The organism is Glycomyces sp. MUSA5-2 (assembly GCF_037034145.1).
Lineage (GTDB): Bacteria > Actinomycetota > Actinomycetes > Mycobacteriales > Micromonosporaceae > Glycomyces > Glycomyces artemisiae.
The window spans coordinates 81382-98516 of the sequence record NZ_JBAGKG010000005.1; the positions used below are offsets into that span (position 1 = coordinate 81382).

Below are 17135 nucleotides of genomic sequence, written 5' to 3' on the forward strand. Positions count from 1 at the left end.
GAACCGGGCGGCCGCCCGCGCGGGCCGTTCCGTGTTCGTTCGGTTCGTTACGATTCCTGTCATGAGCCCCGGCCCCCAAGGAACCTCGCTCGGCGTCGACTTCGGCACCTCGCACACGATCGCGGTCGTGCGCCGCGCCGACGGGAGCGTGCGGCCGCTGCTGTTCGACGGCGCCCCGCTGATGCCCTCGGCGGTGTGCGCCGACGGCGACGGCGGGCTGCTCGTCGGCAAGGACGCGGTCCACGCGGGCCGCAGGCACCCCGAGCGCTTCGAGCCGAACCCGAAGCGGCTCATCGACCTGCCCTCGACCCTCCTCGGCGAGCGCGAGTTCGCCGTCGCCGACCTCATCGCCGCCGTCCTCGACGCGGTCGCCGACGAGTGCCGCCGCGTCGTCGGCCGCCCCGCGCAGACGACCCTGACGTTCCCCGCCGAGTGGGGCCCGGCCCGCCGCCGCGTCCTGGAGGACGCCGCCGCGCGCTCCGGGCTCGGCGCGGTCCGCATGGTGCCCGAGCCGGTCGCCGCGGCGACCTACTACGCGGAGACCCTGAAGCACCGGGCCGCGGTCGGCTCCTCGATCGTCGTCTACGACCTCGGCGCGGGCACGTTCGACGCGAGCGTGGTGCGCCGCACCGAGACCGGGTTCGAGACCGTCGCCCTCGACGGCCGCGGCGACCTCGGCGGCCTCGACATCGACGCGGCCCTCATCGAGCACCTCGGGTCGGTCTACGGCGACCGCGACGGCTGGAAGCGCCTGGTCAACCCCACCACGATCGAGGAGCGCCGCTCCTTCCGGGAGTTCCAGGAGGAGGTGCGCGGCGCGAAGGAGCGCCTCTCGCGCCACCAGCAGTCGGACATCGCGATCCCCCTCCTCGACGTCGAGGCGCACCTGACGCGCACCGAGCTGGAGCAGCTCGCCCGCCCCCACCTGGAGCAGACGATCCGCGTCACCCAGGCCGTCATCCGCGCCGCGGGCCTGAACCTCGCCGACTCCGCGGGCGTCTTCCTCGTCGGCGGCGCGAGCCGCATGCCCCTGGTCGCGACCCTGCTCCACCGCGAGCTCGGCGTCGCCCCCACGGTCCTCGACCAGCCGGAGGTCGTCGTCGCCGAGGGCTCGGTCCTGTGGTCGGGCCCCGACACCTCGACCCTGTCGCTCCAGCGCCCCTACACGCCGCCCGCGCGGCCCGCCCCGTCGCCGCTGACGCCCCAGACCGCCGTCTCCCTCGCCCCGCACACCCCCCACGCCCCGCGCACCTCCTACCGCCAGGACAGCCCCCCGCGGACGGCCCCCGTCCCGCAGTCCCCGCCCGCGCCCTCGGCGCAGGCGCTCCCGCCGCGCACCGCCCAGCCCGTGACGCCCCCGATGTCGGTGTCCGGCAGCGACCCCGAGCCGCCCGAGACCGACGCGGACCGGCTGCGCCGCAAGAAGGTCGGCCGCCGCCTCCTCGCCGGGTTCATCGCCGTCGACCTGCTCATCGTCGCCGGGCTCGCCTGGTACTTCAACCGCGACGAAGGCGAGGACGTCGACCCCTTCGACTCCGGCGTCATCGCCACCGCGTTCGAGCCGAACTGGGCGACCGCCGAGGCCGGCACGCTCCTCTCCGAGATCACCGGCGCTCACACCGACCACGTCCAGTCCCTCGCCGCCGCCGAGAACAACGGCGAGACGACCCTGTTCTCCGCGGGCGACGACGGCGTGATCCGCCGCTGGTCCATGACGACCGGCGAGCTGATCCGCGAGTTCGACCTCGGCACCGGAGTCCTGGCCCTGTGGCCCGTCGTCACCTCCGCGGGCAGCGAGTACGTGGTGGCGATCGGCACCGGCCTCGTCCCGTACCTGTGGACGCCCGAGACCGACGAGTTCTCCGCCGCCGGCGTCCCCGACATGATCGCCGAGGGCACCGCCCCCGAGTACCACCGCGTCGGGTCCATCGAGTGGACCGCCTCGCTCGGCGTGCTCTCCGGCACCGACTACGAGCTGTACGACCTGGAGAACGAGACCTCGCTCGCGCGCCACGCACTCCCCGACGGCTACGGCTATCCGCGGTTCTACACCACCCAGGACGGCATCTCGATGAACGTCGTCGCCGTCACCGGCGACCAGACCGTCGACATCGTCGACGGCGGCACCGGCGACCCCATGGGCCTCGACATGTCCGACGACCACATGGACGGCGTCATCACCGAGGCGTTCGGCGTCGTCTACTACTGGTCCACCCCGTACGCGATGATCTACGGCGACGACGGCTACCTGCACTTCTGGGACCTTGAGAACCAGGCGCCCGCGCTCTCCTTGCTCGCATACGGCGACAAGAAGGACCAGTACCACTACGAGATGGTGGACATGGCGCTCGACGGCGCCGTCGAGCAGTCCCTGCTGTGCCTCAGCAAGGCGGGCGACGCCGGCGCGATCGCCGTCTCCACAGGCGAGACGGTCGACTTCACCCTGGACGGCGGCGCCGCGCCCCTCAAACTCGTGGACGTCACCGTCGACGGCGTGCAGTACGCCGTCACCGGCGACGACCAAGGCAACATTCAATTCTGGAGTCTGGGACAGTGATCATCCTGGTCGTCGCGGCCGTCATCGTCGCCGCAATCACCGCGTACGCCATCTGGGCCGGGGGCAAGGAGCACCGGATCGAGACGACCGCGCACCTCGAAGCCCGCGCGAACGAGGTGTGGGCGGTCCTCACCGACTTCCCCGCCTACGGCGAGTGGAACCCGTTCATCAGGGAGATCTCCGGTCTCCTCGCCGAGGACGAGCGGCTCGAAGCGACCTTCGTGCAGGGCAATGGGAAGCCGATGACGTTCCGCCCGCGCGTCCTGCGCGTCTCGCCCGCCCGGCAGATCCGCTGGCTCGGGAAGCTCGGCCCCGGGGGCCTGTTCGACGGCGAGCACTACTTCGTGCTCGAACCGCAGCAGGACGGGACCACGGTCCTCACCCACGGCGAGCGGTTCACCGGCATCCTCGTGCCGCTCATGGCGAGGACCCTCGGCGACACCGAGCGCGGCTTCGCGTCGATGAACGAGGCGCTCGCCGCCCGCCTCCACGAGAAGCCCGAATAACTGACGCGACTTCGCGCCGCGGCCCGTCGGGCCGCGGCGCGATTCGCTGTACTTCTCTTCTTCGGGGCCGCTCCTGGCCGGTGCGGTCCCCGTTGCGTTGCGGGTCTTAGAGGACGCCCGCGCCGGCCAGCTCGGTCACGCCGGAGACCGCGTCGGAGGCCGTGTCCGCAACACCTTCGGAGGTGGTGTTGCCGACCAGGCCGCCGGTGAGGCCGCCGACGACCGGGGCGCCGCTGACGACGCCGCCGACCGTGTCGAGACCGGGGACGGGGAGGGCCTCTTCGTTGAGGTCCACGTCCGCGGCCTCCATGTCGCCCTGGTCCAGGCCCTTGTGGCTGTCGTGGCCCTCGTGGCCGCCGGGGATCTCGGCCTCAGAGCCGCCGTCGCAGGAGGCGGTGGCGACGCCGAGGATCGCGATGGCGTTGCCGCACACGTTGACCGGCGCCTGGATCGGCGCGAAGATCTGGTTCCCGTTGCCGAGGCCCACGTTGTCCTGGGTGGTCAGGTGGCCCGCGCCGGAGTAGTCGGCGTCCGCGCCGCCCTCGCAGCCCGCGTCGGACACGCCGCCGATGGCGATCGCGTTGCCGCAGGCGTTGATCGGGGCCTGGATCGGCGCGAGCAGCTGGTTGCCCGAGAGCGCGCCCCAGTTGCGCTGGGTCGTGGTGTTGCCCGACTCGGTCACGTGCCCCGACTCGGCGACGTTGGCGCTGGAGCCGCCGTCGGACCCGGCGCCCGAGTGCCCGCCGACCGCGGCGGCGATGCCGCTGACGTCGACCGGGACCTGGACGGGGGCGAACGCCTGGTTGCCGTTCGCCAGACCGGTGTTGTTCTGGGTGGTCAGGTGGCCCGCGCCGCCGAAGTCGGCGTCCGCGCCGCCCTCGCAGCCGGCGTCGGCGGTGCCGAGGACGGCCGCGGCGACGCCGCAGATGTTGACGGGCACCTGGATCGGGGCCACGACCTGGTTGCCGGAGACGGCCCCGACGTTGCCTTGCGTGGTCGTGTCAGGCCCGGTGGCGTGCGCGGTGCCGGCGCCGGCGACGAGGACCGCCCCGACGGCGACGAGTCCGGTCTGCGCGGTCTTGCGAGCCCATGAGTTAGTCACGAAGTCTCACCTTTCAGGGAAATGGTTGTTGCTGTTCCATCACGTCCCCCGTGAAGCTCCGTGGCTCCGATGGCTTGTGCGCGTTCGGAGGCGGGCTGGGTCCCACCTCGTCACAGGGTGCTATCGAAACCGGGAGAGTTGTGGTGCGCGGGCGGCGGGCCGTCCGGTGCGGCGGTTCGCGGGCAGGCTCGCGCGGCCTCGGCGGTGCACCGCCTCAGCGCGTTCGCTCGTCCTGCGGACCGCCGCGGGCCGGACGGGCCCGTCGTCCGTGTCGGGCCGGGCGCGGCGGGCGCCTGGCCGTCGTATGGGGCCGCCCTAGAAGGGCAGCGGGACCGGGAGGCCGCCGCCGAGGCCGCCGAGCAGGTCGTCGACCGGCAGGGCGTCGAGCGGGCCGCCCTGCGGCTCCTCGTCCTTCTGGTCCTGGCCGCCCTTGGCCGGGTTCTCGGCGGGCTTGTCGGTCTTCGCCTCGGCGTCGGGACCCGAGGGCACCAGCATGTTGAGGCCGGGGACCGCGGAGACCGCGTCGAGCCCGGGGACCTGCTGGGTCAGACCGCCGGCCATGCCGGTGACCTGGTCCGGAGCGACCGGGAGCCCCCCGAGGGCCTCCGGAGTCGCCGCGACGAGGTCGCCCGCGGACTCCTCGACGCCGTTGTCGGCGGCCTGAGCGGCCGTCCCCGCGAGCAGCAGAGCCCCCGTGGCGAGGCCCCCGACGAGGCCCGCCGTACGCACAGTGCGCATCTTCATCTGCTTGTTTTGCCTTTCTTCGTACCGTCCGGGTCCGGCGACTGGGGAAGCAGCACGGACGGACCGCGGAGCGGTGCAAGATCGCTGAATTGTCGGTTCACCAGCGGCTGATGGCGGCGGCGCCGGTTGCGGCGCCCGCTCATGCGACCCCCAGCCGCGACCGCACCGGCTGGATCGCCGGCGGATCGGGGACCGCGCTCGCTGTCCAAGGACCGGTGACACTCCGGTCCGGCCGCATCGCGTGCGGCCACCCTGAATAACTGGAGAGGCGGGGGCGCGGTTACGCCCAGACGCGAAGAAATTCGAAAATGATGCGACGTTGCGCACCCGAAATGTGAGGATGACGCATATGCCCGAGTCGGGGGTGTTCGGGGGACGCGGAACGGCCCTTCACGCGAACGCGAAGGGCCGTAAAGAAAACGGAGTGATTCCGGCTACTGCACCCGGCGCAGGATCATCGTGTCCGAGTGCCCCGCACCGCCGTTCTGATCCTGGCCGCCGCCGTTCCGCTTGTTGCGGATGATCTTCATAGTGCGCTGCACCACGAACCACAGGAACAGGACGCCGATGATGCCGACGACGATCTTGCTCAGCAGCCCCGAGTACTCGTTGAGGATCGGCTCGATCGCGGGGCCGAACGCGAAGCCCAGGCCGATCCAGATCCCGTTCCACACCACGGAGCCGACGAGGGTGTAGCCGGTGAACTTCCAGAACGGCATCTTCTCGATCCCCGCCGGGACGGAGATCGCGCTGCGCACCAGGGGAAGGCAGCGGCCCGCGAGCACCGCGACGCCGCCCCATCTGGCGAAGACCTTCTCCGAGCGCTCGAAGTCCTTGAGCTCCAGGAGGGGCAGCTTCTCGAACAGCCACCGCGTGCGCTCGCGCCCGAAGAAGTAGCCGACGTAGTAGAGGATGTACGCGCCGGCCATCGAGCCGAGCGCGGCGAAGAACATCGCGAGCCAGAAGTTCATGTGCCCCTGGTAGGACAGGAACCCCGCCACGGGCAGGATGAGCTCGGAGGGGATCGGGGGGAAGACGGACTCGATCGCGAGCGCGAGGCCCACGCCCACCTCACCGAACCTGGTGATCAGGTCGAGCACCCACCCGATGATGCCGTCGTATTCGTCGGCGTGGGTGACGTCTCCCGTGGAGGCGGCCGCCAGTGCCAGTGTTCCGCTGAGCATGTTGGTCACGCGGCCAGCGTAACCGGCTCGCGTTCGAGCCCGCCTCGGTCATCGGACCGAGCCCCGGGGGCCGCGCGGCCGACCCTCGCGGCGTGCGGCGCGGGAGGCGTTCGGCCAGGTGTCGCGCGGCGTGCGGGGCCGGGCCATACTTAGTGGTAATTCCGCGCTTCTAACGGCTCGCACGGCCGAACAGCGCTCGGCTATCGCAGGTTGAGGGGGCTTCGATGAGTCGCACGGTCGGGCCGTACAACGATGTCGCGACCGCGCGCGTCGAAGGGGCCTACGAGCTGTGCGAGGGCAGCGACGAGGGCGGGCGCCCCGTCCAGATCCTCACCCTCGGCTCCACCTCCTCCAAGGACCCGGCCCGCCGCGGCCTCCTGTCCGACACCGTGGCCTGGGCGTACGCGACCGCCGGGCCCGAGGACGCCCCGATCCTCGTCGCCGACCTCGAAGCCGAGCAGCCCTACGTCGTGGTCCTGAAGGACCCGCGGCTGCGCGGCGCCGACCGGATCATGGACCGCCTGCTCGCGCTCGGGCCCGCCACCGGGCCGCTGCCCGTGGGGCCCGCGGCCGCGGCCCAGCGCGCCGCGCACCAGATGGCCGCCGCGCAGCGCTCCGCGGCCCCGGCCTCGCCGGTCGGGCCGGCCTCGGCGAACGCTCGCGGAGCCGTAAATTTCGCAGGGTCGCCGCCGCCGATCTCCCCGCCCGTGGTCATCATCGCGCCGCCGAAGAAGCGCTCGCAGCTCGTGCCGATCCTCGTGGGGATCGGCTCGGTCGTGGTGATCCTCGCGCTCGTCGTGGGCGTGTGGGTCCTCCTGTCGGGCGGCGACGACCCGGCCGGGTCGTCGGCCGAGCCCTCGGACACGACCGAGGCGGGCGCGACCACCGAGGCGCCGTCGGAGGCGGCCGAGGAGGGCGAGCCGGAGAACGAGGTGCCGCAGTGGGACGCCGACGCCCCGGAGGAGCGGGTCGGCGGGACGCTGTTCGCGGAGGGCGACGCGACCCGGACCGTGGCGTACGCGGGCTGGCCGTTCGCGTTCCGCGTGCCGGAGGCGTTCTCGTGCAGCGAGTCCGGGCAGACCGCGGTGTGCACCGCCGACGCCGGGGACTCGAAGATCACCGTGGGCTGGGAGCCGTGCGCGGGGCGCTGCTCGACCTCGGACCGGGACGCGATGCGCGGGGAGCTGCCGTACCAGCCGCTCCAGATCTTCCAGAACGGCGACATCGGGGTGTCCGAGCGGACGCAGGTGTCGGGCCGCTGGCGCGGGGCCTTGAGCGTGTTCACCGAGGCCGAGGACGGCGTGTTCCACGCGTGGTCGAGCGTCGACGTGGCGGACTTCCGCTCCGAGGAGTGCTGGCAGGTCTTCAACGACGTGCTCAACCAGGCGATGGCGAAGGCCGTCTAGGTCCTCTGCAAGGGCCGGTCTAGCGCCGGTCCCAGGCGTCGAGGGCCGCGGTGATGATCTCCGTGGAGGACGGCGAGGGCTGCGGGATGCCGGGCGTGAGCCCGTGCTGCGCAAGGAGTTCGGAGTACTGGTCGCTGCCGTAGGATCGCAGGAGGTTCTGGGCGGCCTCGCGCTCGTCGTCGCCGATCCCGGCGGCCACGTACATGGGGTACTCGAACTGGGCGACCTGGGTCGCGCCCGTCGGGGCCTGGAGCTGCTCGGCGCCGCCCGCGTTGTGGGCGGCGACCTCGGGGGCGGACATGACGGCCGCGCCGTCGCCGCCTTCGGCGGTGTACTCGTCGACGCCGAAGATGACGATCCACATGAGGCTCGCGGCGTGCTGCCGCGGATCCTGAAGGGCCACTTCGGTCTCGTCGGGCAGGACCTGGTCGGTGCTCTCGCCTTCGGGGAGGGCGAGGCCGACCGCGCTGGCGGCGGTGGACTCCTGGAGGACCTCCCACTGCTCCGCGAGACCTGCATCGGGGAGGTTGCGCCACAGGCCGGTCTCGGGGATCCACACGTCGGCGCCGGTGTCGGCGACCGCGTTCCCCGCGACGGAGGTGACGGTGATGTCGGCGCACACGTCGGAGCCGCGCGAAGGGGCGCCGCCGCCCGCGGCGATGAAGTCGTCGAGGACCGCGGCGATCTCGGGCGCGGCCGCGACCTGGAGCTCCACCTCCGTCCCGCAGGACTGGACGTGGGCGATGGCGGCGTTGAGCGTGTAGGCGGTCACCGGCGCGAAGACGGCGAGCAGCGCCGCGCCTCCGAGGAGGCGGCGGCCCTCTTTCGAGAGGCGCCCTCGCTTGCGGTGCACACCTGCCATGTGACGAGTGTATGACCTGGGGCAAACGCCGTCGAGGTCACGTTTTTCAGTTATCCCAAGGGGACCGAGCGTTACCGCACGTCACCGGACGTCCCGGGCCGGGCCGAGAATCGGCCCGGCCCCGGCGTCCGCTGGGGTCACCGGCGGCGCGGGCGCCGCTTCGGCGGCGTCAGCAGGTCGGCGACGATCCGCATCGTCTCGGGGACGAGGCGGAAGTAGGCCCACACCCCGCGCTTGTCGCGCTGGACGACCCCCGCCTCGGCGAGGATGCGCAGGTGGTGGGAGACGGTGGGCTGCGAGAGCCCGAGCGGTTCGGTCAGCTCGGCGACGCATGCCTCCTGCTCGGGAGCCGCTTGGATGAGGCTGATGAGCTGGAGGCGGTTCGGATCGGCGAGTGCTTTGAGGACACCCGCGATGCGCTCCGCGTCGGACTTGGAGAGCGTTTCGCCGCTGACCGGCGAGACTGGCGTCTCGGCCTCGACGGTGACTCGCACCATGATCGTGTTCCTTCCGGATTGGTTCCAGTCGGGACCGGATTCGGCCGCACTGCCATTAATCCAGTTCCAACCCTGAATATGCCTCCGCGGTGTGGCCGGGCGGTAACGACGACGCTTCCGGCTCGCAAAGGCTTTCGGTTCCGTTGGACCGCGAATCGGGCTGCACCAGGGCCCGGTCCGGATCCACCGCCGAGATTACGCCTGCACTGCCAGCGGGGCCACCGCCGACACTTGATCATTTCGCAGGCCGCAGGACCGGCTATTGAGTTGAAGCCGCACTACCAGGAGTTATATTGAAATCTCCCTATGTTTAAGCGGTTGCCGATTTCACGGTGAGAGCGGATTCACCCACGTCGATCGATCGACATCCCAACATATAGAACAGCTCTGATTCTTGATGTTAGCGCGCACCGGGCGGAAATGCGGCCCGCCTGCGTTTCCACTCGGTTACATCGACTTGAGAAAAACCACATTTTCGGACAAGACGAAGGGCGGGGCCGTCCGGCCCCGCCCTGCTCGAAGCGATTCAGGCGCGCGGGGGCGCCGTCGAGTCGCGCTCGATGAGCTCGGCGTCGACCGACAGCTCCTCGGGGTAGTCCTCCTCCTCGACGAGCGCGGCCTCCAGGGCCCGCACGCCCATGTCGTGGAGGGGCAGCGCCACGGTCGTCAGCGACGGCGTGAGGTCGCGCACGATCGGGATGTCGTCGAACCCGGCCACCGACACCTGCCCGGGGATGTCCACGCCGCCCTCGCGCAGGGCCGTGCACAGGCCCGTTGCCTGCACGTCGGAGGTCACGAACACCGCGGTGGGCAGCTGCGGGCCGTCGAGGAGCCGCCGCCCCGCCTGGTAGCCGCCGTCGCGGGTGAACTCGGCCGGGACGTGCACGACCTCGGCGTCCGCGGGCAGCGCCGACAGGAACCCCTCGCGCCGCTCGCGCACCACCTGGAGCTGCTCGGGCCCGGCGACGACCGCGAAGCGGCGGTGGCCCAGCTCCGACAGGTGCCGCGCCAGACCGGCCGCGCCCTCGCGGTTCGCGGGCCGCACGACCCGCCCCGGCAGGCCCGGCTGGCCCACCGACACCACGGTCGCGCCCAGTTCCAGCAGGTCCGACAGGTGCTCGGAGAGGCGCTGCTCCGCGGCCTTGTCGGTGGTCCGCGACCCGGCGACGATCACCGCGCGCGGGCGGTAGCCGCGCAGCGAGTCGAGGTGCTGCACCTCGGAGTCGGGGTCGATGCCGGTGTCGGCGATGAGGACTCGCACGTTCCGGCGGGCCGCCTCGGCGAGCACGCCGCCCGCGATCTGCCCGAAATAGGGGTCGGTGACATCGTGGAGCAGCAGGGCCACGGTCTGCGAGGTGGCGCGCGCGAGCACCTGCGCGCCGACGTTGGGGGCGTATCGCAACCGTCGCGCCGCCTCGCGGACCCGCTCGCTGAGCTGGTCGCTCACCCGGTGCGGGGAGCCGTTGAGCACGCGGGAGGCGGTGGCCACCGAGACGCCGGCGGCTCGGGCGACGTCGGCCAGACGGGCCGGTTGTTTGCGTTCCATCTCGCTGAGGCTACTCATCTGCGGAAAGCGCTGCTCAAGCGGTCCGGAGGCGCCGATCCCTCCACACTCGCCAGACCACGTACGCAACTGCGGCAACACCGAGGCCCGCGGCCGCGACCTTGAGCGGACTGGGCCCGGACAGCTGCGGGCGCAGGGCCACGGGGCGCCGGAACGTCAGCTGCGGCCACCCCTCCTCCTGGGCGAGGCGCCGCAGACCGCGGTCGGGGTTGACGGCGCGCGGGAAGCCGACGGCGCGGAGCATCGGCTCGTCGGTGATGGAGTCGGAGTACGCGAACGACGCGTCCAGGTCGATGCCGCGCTCGGCCGCGAACAGGCGCATGGCCTCGGCCTTCGCCGGGCCCGCTGCGTAGAAGTCGATCTCGCCGGTGTACCGGCCGTCGGGGCCGACGACCATGCGCGAGGCGATGACGTCGGTCGCGCCGAGCATCCGCCCGATCGGGACGACCATCTCCTCGCCGGAGGCGCTGACGAGGACCACGGCGCGGCCCGCGGAGCGGTGCGCCTCGATGAGCGCGGCGGCCTCGGCGTACACGGCGGGGGCGATCAGCTCGTCGAGCGTCTCCTCGACGATGGCCTTGACCTCCTCGGCGGGCCAGCCGCGGGAGAGCTCGGCGACGGAGTCGCGGGTGCGCGCCATCTGGACCTCGTCGGCGGAGCCGCCGAGGCGGAAGAGGAGGTGCGAGTAGGCGACCTTGAGGACGTCGCGGCGCGCGAGGAGCCCGCCCTGGTAGAGCGGGCGCGAGAACGCGAGGCTGCTCGCCTTCGCGATGATCGTCTTGTCGAGGTCGAAGAAGACCGCGCCGCCCTGCGACCGGGCCGGCGCCGGGGCCGCCTCCAGCGCGAGTGCCCGTGAGCCGTCGCGGTGCTCCGCTGCGTTCATGCCGCAAGTGTAAACAGCGCGGCAAACCCCTTTCGGCCACTTGTCGCACCGCGGAAGCGACGTGTCGGGGCAGGGACGAGGGCGCCCCGCCGCCGGGCACGGCGAGAGCCGCCGCGGCACTGGGGATGGGCCCCCGGTCGGCAATCGTGCCAGGCGGGTCCGACAATCCGCGCCGCCGGTGCTTCGAACAGCCGGTTGTCGGTCGCGGGCCGTAAGCTGGGCGCCATGTCGAAGAGCCAGCGGATCGCCTACGCCTGCGGGGCATGCGGGGCGCGCGTCCCGAAATGGGTCGGGCAGTGCCCCGAGTGCGGCGAGTGGGGGTCCATGGAGGAGTCCGCGGCGCCGCCGCGGCAGGCCTCCGGCCCGTCGGGGGGCGGGAGCGCGGTGCGGCGCCCGGCGATGCCCGCGCTGAAGATCGGCACCGTCTCCGCCGAGCAGGCCGCGAGCCTGCCGACCGGGGTCGGCGAGTTCGACCGCGTCATGGGCGGCGGCATCGTCCCCGGCGGCGTCACGCTCATCTCCGGGGAGCCGGGCGTCGGCAAGTCGACGCTGCTCCTCGAAGTGGCGCACCGCTTCGGCGAGGCCGGGTACGGGCGCGCGCTCGTCGCCACGGGCGAGGAGTCCGCGGCCCAGGTGCGCCGCCGCGCCGACCGCACCGGATGCCTCTCCGAAGAGCTGTACCTGGCGGCCGAGACCGACCTCGGCGCGGTCCTCGGGCACATCGAGGACGTCAAGCCGGGACTGCTCGTCCTCGACTCCGTGCAGACGGTCCTCGCGCCCGACACCGACGGCGTCCCCGGCGGCGTCACCCAGGTGAAGGCCGTCGCCACCGCGATCACGCAGGAGGCCAAGGCGCGCAACATGGCCGTGATCCTCGTCGGGCACGTGACGAAGGACGGCAACATCGCCGGGCCGCGCGCCCTGGAGCACCTGGTCGACACCGTCGTCCACTTCGAAGGCGACCGGCACTCGATGCTGCGGCTGCTGCGCGGCGTCAAGAACCGGTTCGGGCCCTCCGACGAGGTCGGCTGCTTCGAGATGACCGAGGACGGCATCGTCTCCCTCGCCGACCCCTCCGGGCTGTTCCTCGACGACGCGCCGAACGAGCCGACCCCCGGCACGTGCGTCACCGTGACGATGGAGGGCCGGCGGGCGGTGCCGGTGGAAGTGCAGGCGCTCGTGGGGAAGTCGGTGAAGGACGGCGCGATCCCGCGGCACACCGTGTCCGGGCTCGACCAGGCGCGGCTGAACATGATCCTCGCGGTGCTCACGCGCCGCGGCGGGATGCGGCTGCTCGACCGGGAGGTGTACGCGACGACGATCGGCGGCATCCGCGTCCGCGAGCCCGCCTCGGACCTCGCGCTGGCGCTGGCGCTGGTGAGCGCCGAGCAGGAGATCGCGGTGAGCGCCGACCTGGTCGCGATCGGCGAGGTGAGCCTCACGGGCCAGGTGCGCCGCACGGTGAACGCCGACCGGCGCGTCTCCGAGGCCGCCCGCCTCGGCTTCAAGACGGCGATCGTCCCGAAGGGCTCGGTCTCCGAGCGCCACCGCATCGAGGTCGTCGAGGTCGAGACCATCAACGACGCGAAGCAGGCGGCCGCCCGAACCTGGGCCCGCCGCGGCTAGCGACGGCGGACTGTCGGACCCGGCTGGCACGATTGCAGACTGGGGGCCCACCCCCAGGGTCCCGGCGGGCCGTTCGGCTGCCCGGAATTCCGGGCGCCGCGATCGGAGCGGCGCCGATGTCGGACCCCGCTGGCACCATTGCAGACCGGGGGCCCACCCCGCGGGATTCGGGCGGTGCGTGTGCTGCCCTAGGGCGGTCCGGGGCGGAACGGCTGGGCGGTGATGCCGTCGACCTGGTCGGCGAGGAGGGTGCGCTTCTCGGTGAGGGCGGCGATCTGCTGGTCGAGGCGGTCGAGGCCGTCGTCCAGGACCGCGCGGGAGTGGTCGCAGTGGCGCATGCCCTTCTCGCAAAGGCACGGCATGAGCTCGCGGATCGCGCGCGTGGTCAGGCCCGCGTCGAGGAAGGCGCGGATCTGCTCGACCGCGGCGGGGGCATCGTCGGCGTAGGACCGGTAGCCGTTCGAGTCGCGTTGCGGCACAAGGAGCTCCTGCTCCTCGTAGTAGCGCAGCAGCCGGGTGCTCACGCCGGTGCGGCGCGACAGCTCGCCGATCAGCATCGTGGCCTCCATCACGTTCATTGGACCTTCACACTGGTGTGAAGCCATAACGTCCGGGACATGACGAACATTTCCACTGCTCCGATCGCCCTGTCCACCACCGTCACCGGCTCCGGCCCTGGGATCGTCCTCGCGCACGGCGCGACCGGGGGCGTCGAACCGAACTTCGGTTCGCTCATCCCGCTCCTCGCCGAAGGCCACACGGTCACCGGCTCCGACTACCCGGCCGACGACACGCATCTCGAACTCGACGCCCTCGCCGACGCGCTCGTCGCCGACGCCGTCACCGAGCGGTTCACGCTCATCGGCTTCTCCCTCGGAACGGCCGTCGCCGTCCGCGCCGCCGTGCGCCACCCCGACCGCGTCGCCGGACTCGTGCTCGCGGCCGGACTCGCCAAGGCCGACAACCGGACCCGGCTTGGGATCGACGTCTGGCAGACGTTCCTGGAGCGGGGCGACCGGGAGTCGTTCGCGCGGTTCGCGGTCCATGCGGCCTTCAGCCCCGGGTTCACCAACGGGCTCGCGCCGGAAGCCGTCGCCGAGGCCGTCGCGGGCATCGCCGGGCGCGAAGCGGGCGGCGCCGCCGCCCAGCTCGACCTGGTCCAGCGCGTCGACATCAACGCCGACCTCGCCACCGTCGCAGTGCCGACGCTGGTCATCGCCGCGACCGGGGACCTCCTGGTGGACCCCGCCAACCACCGGCAGCTCGCCGCGGGCATCCCGGGCGCCGAGTACGCCGAGGTCGAGTCGGGCCATGTGATCATGGCCGAGCGGCCGGAGGAGTGGCACCGGCTCGTGCTCGACTTCCTCCAGCGCCACGGGCTGTAGCGACGCGAAGCCTAGAGGCCCAGCTTCGCGAGTTCCGTCCGCGACGCCACGCCGAGCTTCGGGTACGCCTTGTACAGGTGGTACCCGGCGGTGCGGGGGCTCAGGTACAGGTGCTCGCCGATCTCGCGGTTGCTCAGGCCCGCCGCCGCGAGGCGGACCACTTGCAGCTCTTGGGGAGTGAGCCGTGCGGCGAGGTCGGGCGCGGCCTCGACGGGGCCCGCGTCGCCCGCGGCGCGCAGCTCGCGGCGGACCCGCTCGGTCCACGGCTCGGCGCCGAGGCGCTCGAACACCGCTGCGGCCGAACGGAGCCGGGACTTCGCCTCGTTGACGCGGCGGGCGCGGCGCAGCCACTCGCCCAGGAGCAGGTCGGTGCGGGCGGCCTCGAACGGGAACGCGTTCCCGGCGAGCTCGGCGGCGCGGTGGAGGCCCGCGGCCTTCTCGTAGTGGGCGCCCGCGTCGGCTTCGGCGGCGAGCAGGCCCAGGCAGCGCTCCACGAGCGCGGCGGCATGGTCCTGGCCGCCCGCCGCGGCCCACTCGGCGAACCAGTCGAACGCCTTCTCGGTGCGGCCGGGCTCGCCCGCGCGCACGCCGGCCTCGACGGCGACGGGCACGTACCCGAGGGCGTCGCCGGGCGCGTGCGAGTCGAGGTGGGCGGCGAGGCGGTCGAGGGCCTCCTCGTTGCGGCCCAAGGAGAAGTCGAGGAGCGCGGTGGCGACGTCGATGGGGACGAGGTTGTTCCCGGGAGAGTCGCGCTCGGCGGCCTCCACAAGGGACCGCGTCAGGTCGGCGTCGCCGCGCAGGGCCGCGACGGGCGCGAGGACGTACGCGCGGGCCTTCACCGGCCCGATCCGCTGCCCCAGCTCCACGGAGAGCTCGACGGCGCGGGCGGCGAGCGCCTCGGCATCCTGCCAGCGCCCGCGGTGGAACTCGGTGAGCGCGTTCAGGGTCAACAGGCGCGGGAGGGCCCCGGCGGCGCCGGATTCGCGGGCGACGCGGACGGCGCCCGCGGCGGTCTGCTCGGCGGCGGCGATGTCGCCGACGAGGGTCTGCCACCAGGCGATCATGGCGCGGTTCTCGGGGCTGACGGCGTCGCCGAAGCCGACGTGGATCGCGGTGAGCCGCCGCAGGGACTCGACGGCCTCGGTGACGGTGTAGGCGCACGAGCGGTTGAACCCGGCGGTGGCGACGGCGAGGTCCTGGACCCACGCGGAGTGGTCGATGGCGAGGCGCTGGGCGTGCTCGGCGGCGACTTCGGCGCGGGAGAAGTCGCCTGCCTGCCAGGCGAGTTCGACGGCGCGGAACAGCGGGTACCCGGCGGCCTCGGGCTGCGCGGCCGTGTAGTGGTCGGCGGCCTCCATGTAGAGCCGGTAGGACTCGCGCACGTCGTTGTCCCAGGCGGCGACCATCGCGGCGGTGAGGGTGGCGCGGGCGAGGACGGCCCGGTCGTTCGTGGCCCTGGCGATCTGGAAGACGAGTTCGCGGGCTTTGGGGCCGTTGCCCGCCGCGGCGGCGGCTTCGGCGGCGCGCAGGAGGCGCCGTCCGCGTTCGGGCCCTTCGGGGGTGAAGGCGGCGGCGCGTTCGAACGTGGCGTACTCGACGCCGTGCCCGCCGCAGGTGGAGGCGCATTCGGCGGACGCTTCGAGGGCCGCGGCGATGGTCTCGTCGGGTCCGGTCGCGGCGGCGGCGAGGTGGAAGGGCCGCCGGTGGTCGTCGGGGTCCATGACGTCGGCCAGGACCTGGTGCGCTTCGAGGCGCCGGTAGACGGGCGCGCCCCGGTAGGCGGCGGAGCGGATGAGCGGGTGCCCGAACGCGAACCGCCCGCCCTGGAACCGGACGAGGTCGTCGGCTTCGGCGGGGGCGAGGTCGGTGAGGCGCGCGCCGAGCTTCGCGGCGGCGTCGAGGACGAGCGCGGGGTCGGCGGTCTCGTCGGCGGCGATGAGGAGCAGGAGCGTGCGGGTGGCTTCGGGGAGCCGGTCGATGCGGTCGCCGAAGACCTGCGTGAGGCGGGTCGTGGTCGAGCGGGCGCCGGTCCAGTCGACGGCCGACCGGGTGTCGGGTTCGGCCGCGGGCAGTTCCAGGAGCGCGAGCGGGTTCCCTTCGGCGGTGCGCAGGACGCGGGCGTGCGCGTCGGCGGGCAGGCCCGCCAGGCGCGCGGAGACGAGGGCCCCGGCGGACGCGTCGTCCAAGGGCCCCAGGCGCATCTCGTCGAGGCCGGGCGTGGGGAAGTCGGGCGCGTAGCCGTCGCGGACGGCGAGGACCATCGCGACCGGTTCGGCGGCGAGGCGCTTGGCGATGAACAGGAGGACGGCCGCGGAGTCGGGGTCGAGCCAGTGCGCGTCGTCGACGACGCACAGCACGGGGCGGTCGGCCGCGGCGGCGGCGAGGAGGCTCAGTGCGGCGAGGCCGACGGTGAACCGCAGGTCGCCGGGGGGCGCGGCCTTGTCGGGGACCGCTTCGAGGCCGAGGGTCCGCGAGAGCACGCACGCGTGGTGCTCGGGGATCGATTCGAGGTGCCCGGTGAGCGGCAGCAGGAGCGCCTGGAGGCCCGCGAAGGACCAGGAGTGCTCGGATTCGACGCCGGTGCAGCGCAGCACGGTGAAGTCGGCGGCGGTCTCGGCGGCGGCGGCCGCGAGGCTGGACTTGCCGATCCCGGCCTCGCCGCGCACGACCAGCGCCGAGCCGTGTCCTTCGCGGGCCCGGGCGAGGCGGTCGGCGAGGGCGGCGGTCTCCGTGTCGCGTCCGTACAGCACGGTTCCAACGGTACCGCCGCCCGCCCGGTTCGCCCTTGGCGCGGCCACTGGGCGGGAATGTCCGGTCCG

General features: G+C 72.9%; 14 protein-coding genes. 5 read left to right on the top strand and 9 right to left on the bottom strand.

Annotation, left to right across the window (positions count from 1 at the left end; translation table 11 throughout):
- Positions 1-61: 61 nt before the first annotated feature.
- Both WA640_RS16800 and WA640_RS16805 read left to right on the top strand, forming a co-directional pair.
- The gene (locus WA640_RS16800; RefSeq protein WP_335989067.1) at positions 62-2557 is read left to right on the top strand and encodes an Hsp70 family protein; all 2496 of its coding nucleotides are present in this window, start codon (positions 62-64) and stop codon (positions 2555-2557) included.
- The gene (locus WA640_RS16805; protein WP_335989068.1) at positions 2554-3063 is read left to right on the top strand and encodes an SRPBCC domain-containing protein; all 510 of its coding nucleotides are present in this window, start codon (positions 2554-2556) and stop codon (positions 3061-3063) included. Before WA640_RS16800 ends, WA640_RS16805 begins: the two co-directional genes overlap by 4 nt.
- Before the next feature lie 106 nt (positions 3064-3169).
- Here the strand turns inward: WA640_RS16805 and WA640_RS16810 are convergent, their stop codons facing one another.
- From WA640_RS16810 to WA640_RS16820, 3 genes are all read right to left on the bottom strand, one after another.
- Positions 3170-4165 (bottom strand): chaplin family protein, encoded by a 996-nt coding sequence (locus WA640_RS16810; protein ID WP_335989069.1) that lies wholly within the window; start codon positions 4163-4165, stop codon positions 3170-3172.
- 315 nt (positions 4166-4480) lie between these two features.
- The gene (locus tag WA640_RS16815) at positions 4481-4903 is read right to left on the bottom strand and encodes a hypothetical protein (RefSeq protein WP_146147982.1); all 423 of its coding nucleotides are present in this window, start codon (positions 4901-4903) and stop codon (positions 4481-4483) included.
- 440 nt (positions 4904-5343) lie between these two features.
- On the bottom strand, positions 5344-6093 hold the full coding sequence (locus WA640_RS16820; RefSeq protein WP_335989652.1) for a DedA family protein: 750 nt from the start codon (positions 6091-6093) through the stop codon (positions 5344-5346).
- A gap of 224 nt (positions 6094-6317) precedes the next feature.
- Between WA640_RS16820 and WA640_RS16825 the strand changes: the two genes are divergently transcribed.
- A complete protein-coding gene (locus tag WA640_RS16825; protein WP_335989070.1) occupies positions 6318-7499 on the top strand; it encodes a hypothetical protein in 1182 nt (393 codons plus the stop codon).
- Between the two features lie 19 nt (positions 7500-7518).
- Here WA640_RS16825 and WA640_RS16830 read toward each other — a convergent pair whose 3' ends face one another.
- From WA640_RS16830 to WA640_RS16845, 4 genes are all read right to left on the bottom strand, one after another.
- Positions 7519-8361, bottom strand: a complete 843-nt coding sequence (locus tag WA640_RS16830) for a hypothetical protein (RefSeq protein WP_146147981.1) — start codon at positions 8359-8361, stop codon at positions 7519-7521.
- 137 nt (positions 8362-8498) lie between these two features.
- Entirely contained in the window at positions 8499-8858 is a 360-nt protein-coding gene (locus WA640_RS16835; protein WP_091033022.1) for an ArsR/SmtB family transcription factor, read from the bottom strand.
- 526 nt (positions 8859-9384) lie between these two features.
- Positions 9385-10404 carry a LacI family DNA-binding transcriptional regulator gene (locus WA640_RS16840; protein WP_335989072.1) on the bottom strand — a complete coding sequence of 340 codons (1020 nt, stop codon included), beginning with the start codon at positions 10402-10404 and terminating at the stop codon, positions 9385-9387.
- A 34-nt stretch (positions 10405-10438) separates the two neighbouring features.
- Positions 10439-11305: an HAD family hydrolase gene (locus WA640_RS16845; protein WP_335989073.1), complete on the bottom strand. Its 867-nt coding sequence runs from the start codon at positions 11303-11305 to the stop codon at positions 10439-10441.
- A gap of 225 nt (positions 11306-11530) precedes the next feature.
- On the opposite strand from WA640_RS16845, the gene radA reads away from it, so the two are divergent.
- Positions 11531-12931 carry a DNA repair protein RadA gene (radA, locus tag WA640_RS16850; RefSeq protein ID WP_106363415.1) on the top strand — a complete coding sequence of 467 codons (1401 nt, stop codon included), beginning with the start codon at positions 11531-11533 and terminating at the stop codon, positions 12929-12931.
- Between the two features lie 188 nt (positions 12932-13119).
- Here radA and WA640_RS16855 read toward each other — a convergent pair whose 3' ends face one another.
- A complete protein-coding gene (locus WA640_RS16855) occupies positions 13120-13488 on the bottom strand; it encodes a MerR family transcriptional regulator (protein WP_442904778.1) in 369 nt (122 codons plus the stop codon).
- A 60-nt stretch (positions 13489-13548) separates the two neighbouring features.
- On the opposite strand from WA640_RS16855, the gene WA640_RS16860 reads away from it, so the two are divergent.
- Positions 13549-14316, top strand: coding sequence for an alpha/beta fold hydrolase (locus WA640_RS16860; RefSeq protein ID WP_335989075.1), 768 nt, complete (start codon positions 13549-13551; stop codon positions 14314-14316).
- Positions 14317-14327: 11 nt separating this feature from the next.
- Here the strand turns inward: WA640_RS16860 and WA640_RS16865 are convergent, their stop codons facing one another.
- Positions 14328-17066, bottom strand: a complete 2739-nt coding sequence (locus WA640_RS16865) for an ATP-binding protein (protein WP_335989076.1) — start codon at positions 17064-17066, stop codon at positions 14328-14330.
- Positions 17067-17135: the final 69 nt, after the last annotated feature.

Bases quoted from the DNA above. Each gene is read 5' to 3' on its own strand.
- WA640_RS16800 (WP_335989067.1), top strand. From the start codon at position 62: ATGAGCCCCGGCCCCCAAGGAACCTCGCTCGGCGTCGACTTCGGCACC.
- WA640_RS16815 (WP_146147982.1), bottom strand. From the start codon at position 4,903: ATGCGCACTGTGCGTACGGCGGGCCTCGTCGGGGGCCTCGCCACGGGG.
- WA640_RS16820 (WP_335989652.1), bottom strand. From the start codon at position 6,093: ATGCTCAGCGGAACACTGGCACTGGCGGCCGCCTCCACGGGAGACGTC.
- WA640_RS16825 (WP_335989070.1), top strand. From the start codon at position 6,318: ATGAGTCGCACGGTCGGGCCGTACAACGATGTCGCGACCGCGCGCGTC.
- WA640_RS16830 (WP_146147981.1), bottom strand. From the start codon at position 8,361: ATGGCAGGTGTGCACCGCAAGCGAGGGCGCCTCTCGAAAGAGGGCCGC.
- WA640_RS16835 (WP_091033022.1), bottom strand. From the start codon at position 8,858: ATGGTGCGAGTCACCGTCGAGGCCGAGACGCCAGTCTCGCCGGTCAGC.
- WA640_RS16840 (WP_335989072.1), bottom strand. From the start codon at position 10,404: ATGGAACGCAAACAACCGGCCCGTCTGGCCGACGTCGCCCGAGCCGCC.
- WA640_RS16845 (WP_335989073.1), bottom strand. From the start codon at position 11,305: ATGAACGCAGCGGAGCACCGCGACGGCTCACGGGCACTCGCGCTGGAG.
- radA (WP_106363415.1), top strand. From the start codon at position 11,531: ATGTCGAAGAGCCAGCGGATCGCCTACGCCTGCGGGGCATGCGGGGCG.
- WA640_RS16855 (WP_442904778.1), bottom strand. From the start codon at position 13,488: ATGCTGATCGGCGAGCTGTCGCGCCGCACCGGCGTGAGCACCCGGCTG.
- WA640_RS16860 (WP_335989075.1), top strand. From the start codon at position 13,549: ATGACGAACATTTCCACTGCTCCGATCGCCCTGTCCACCACCGTCACC.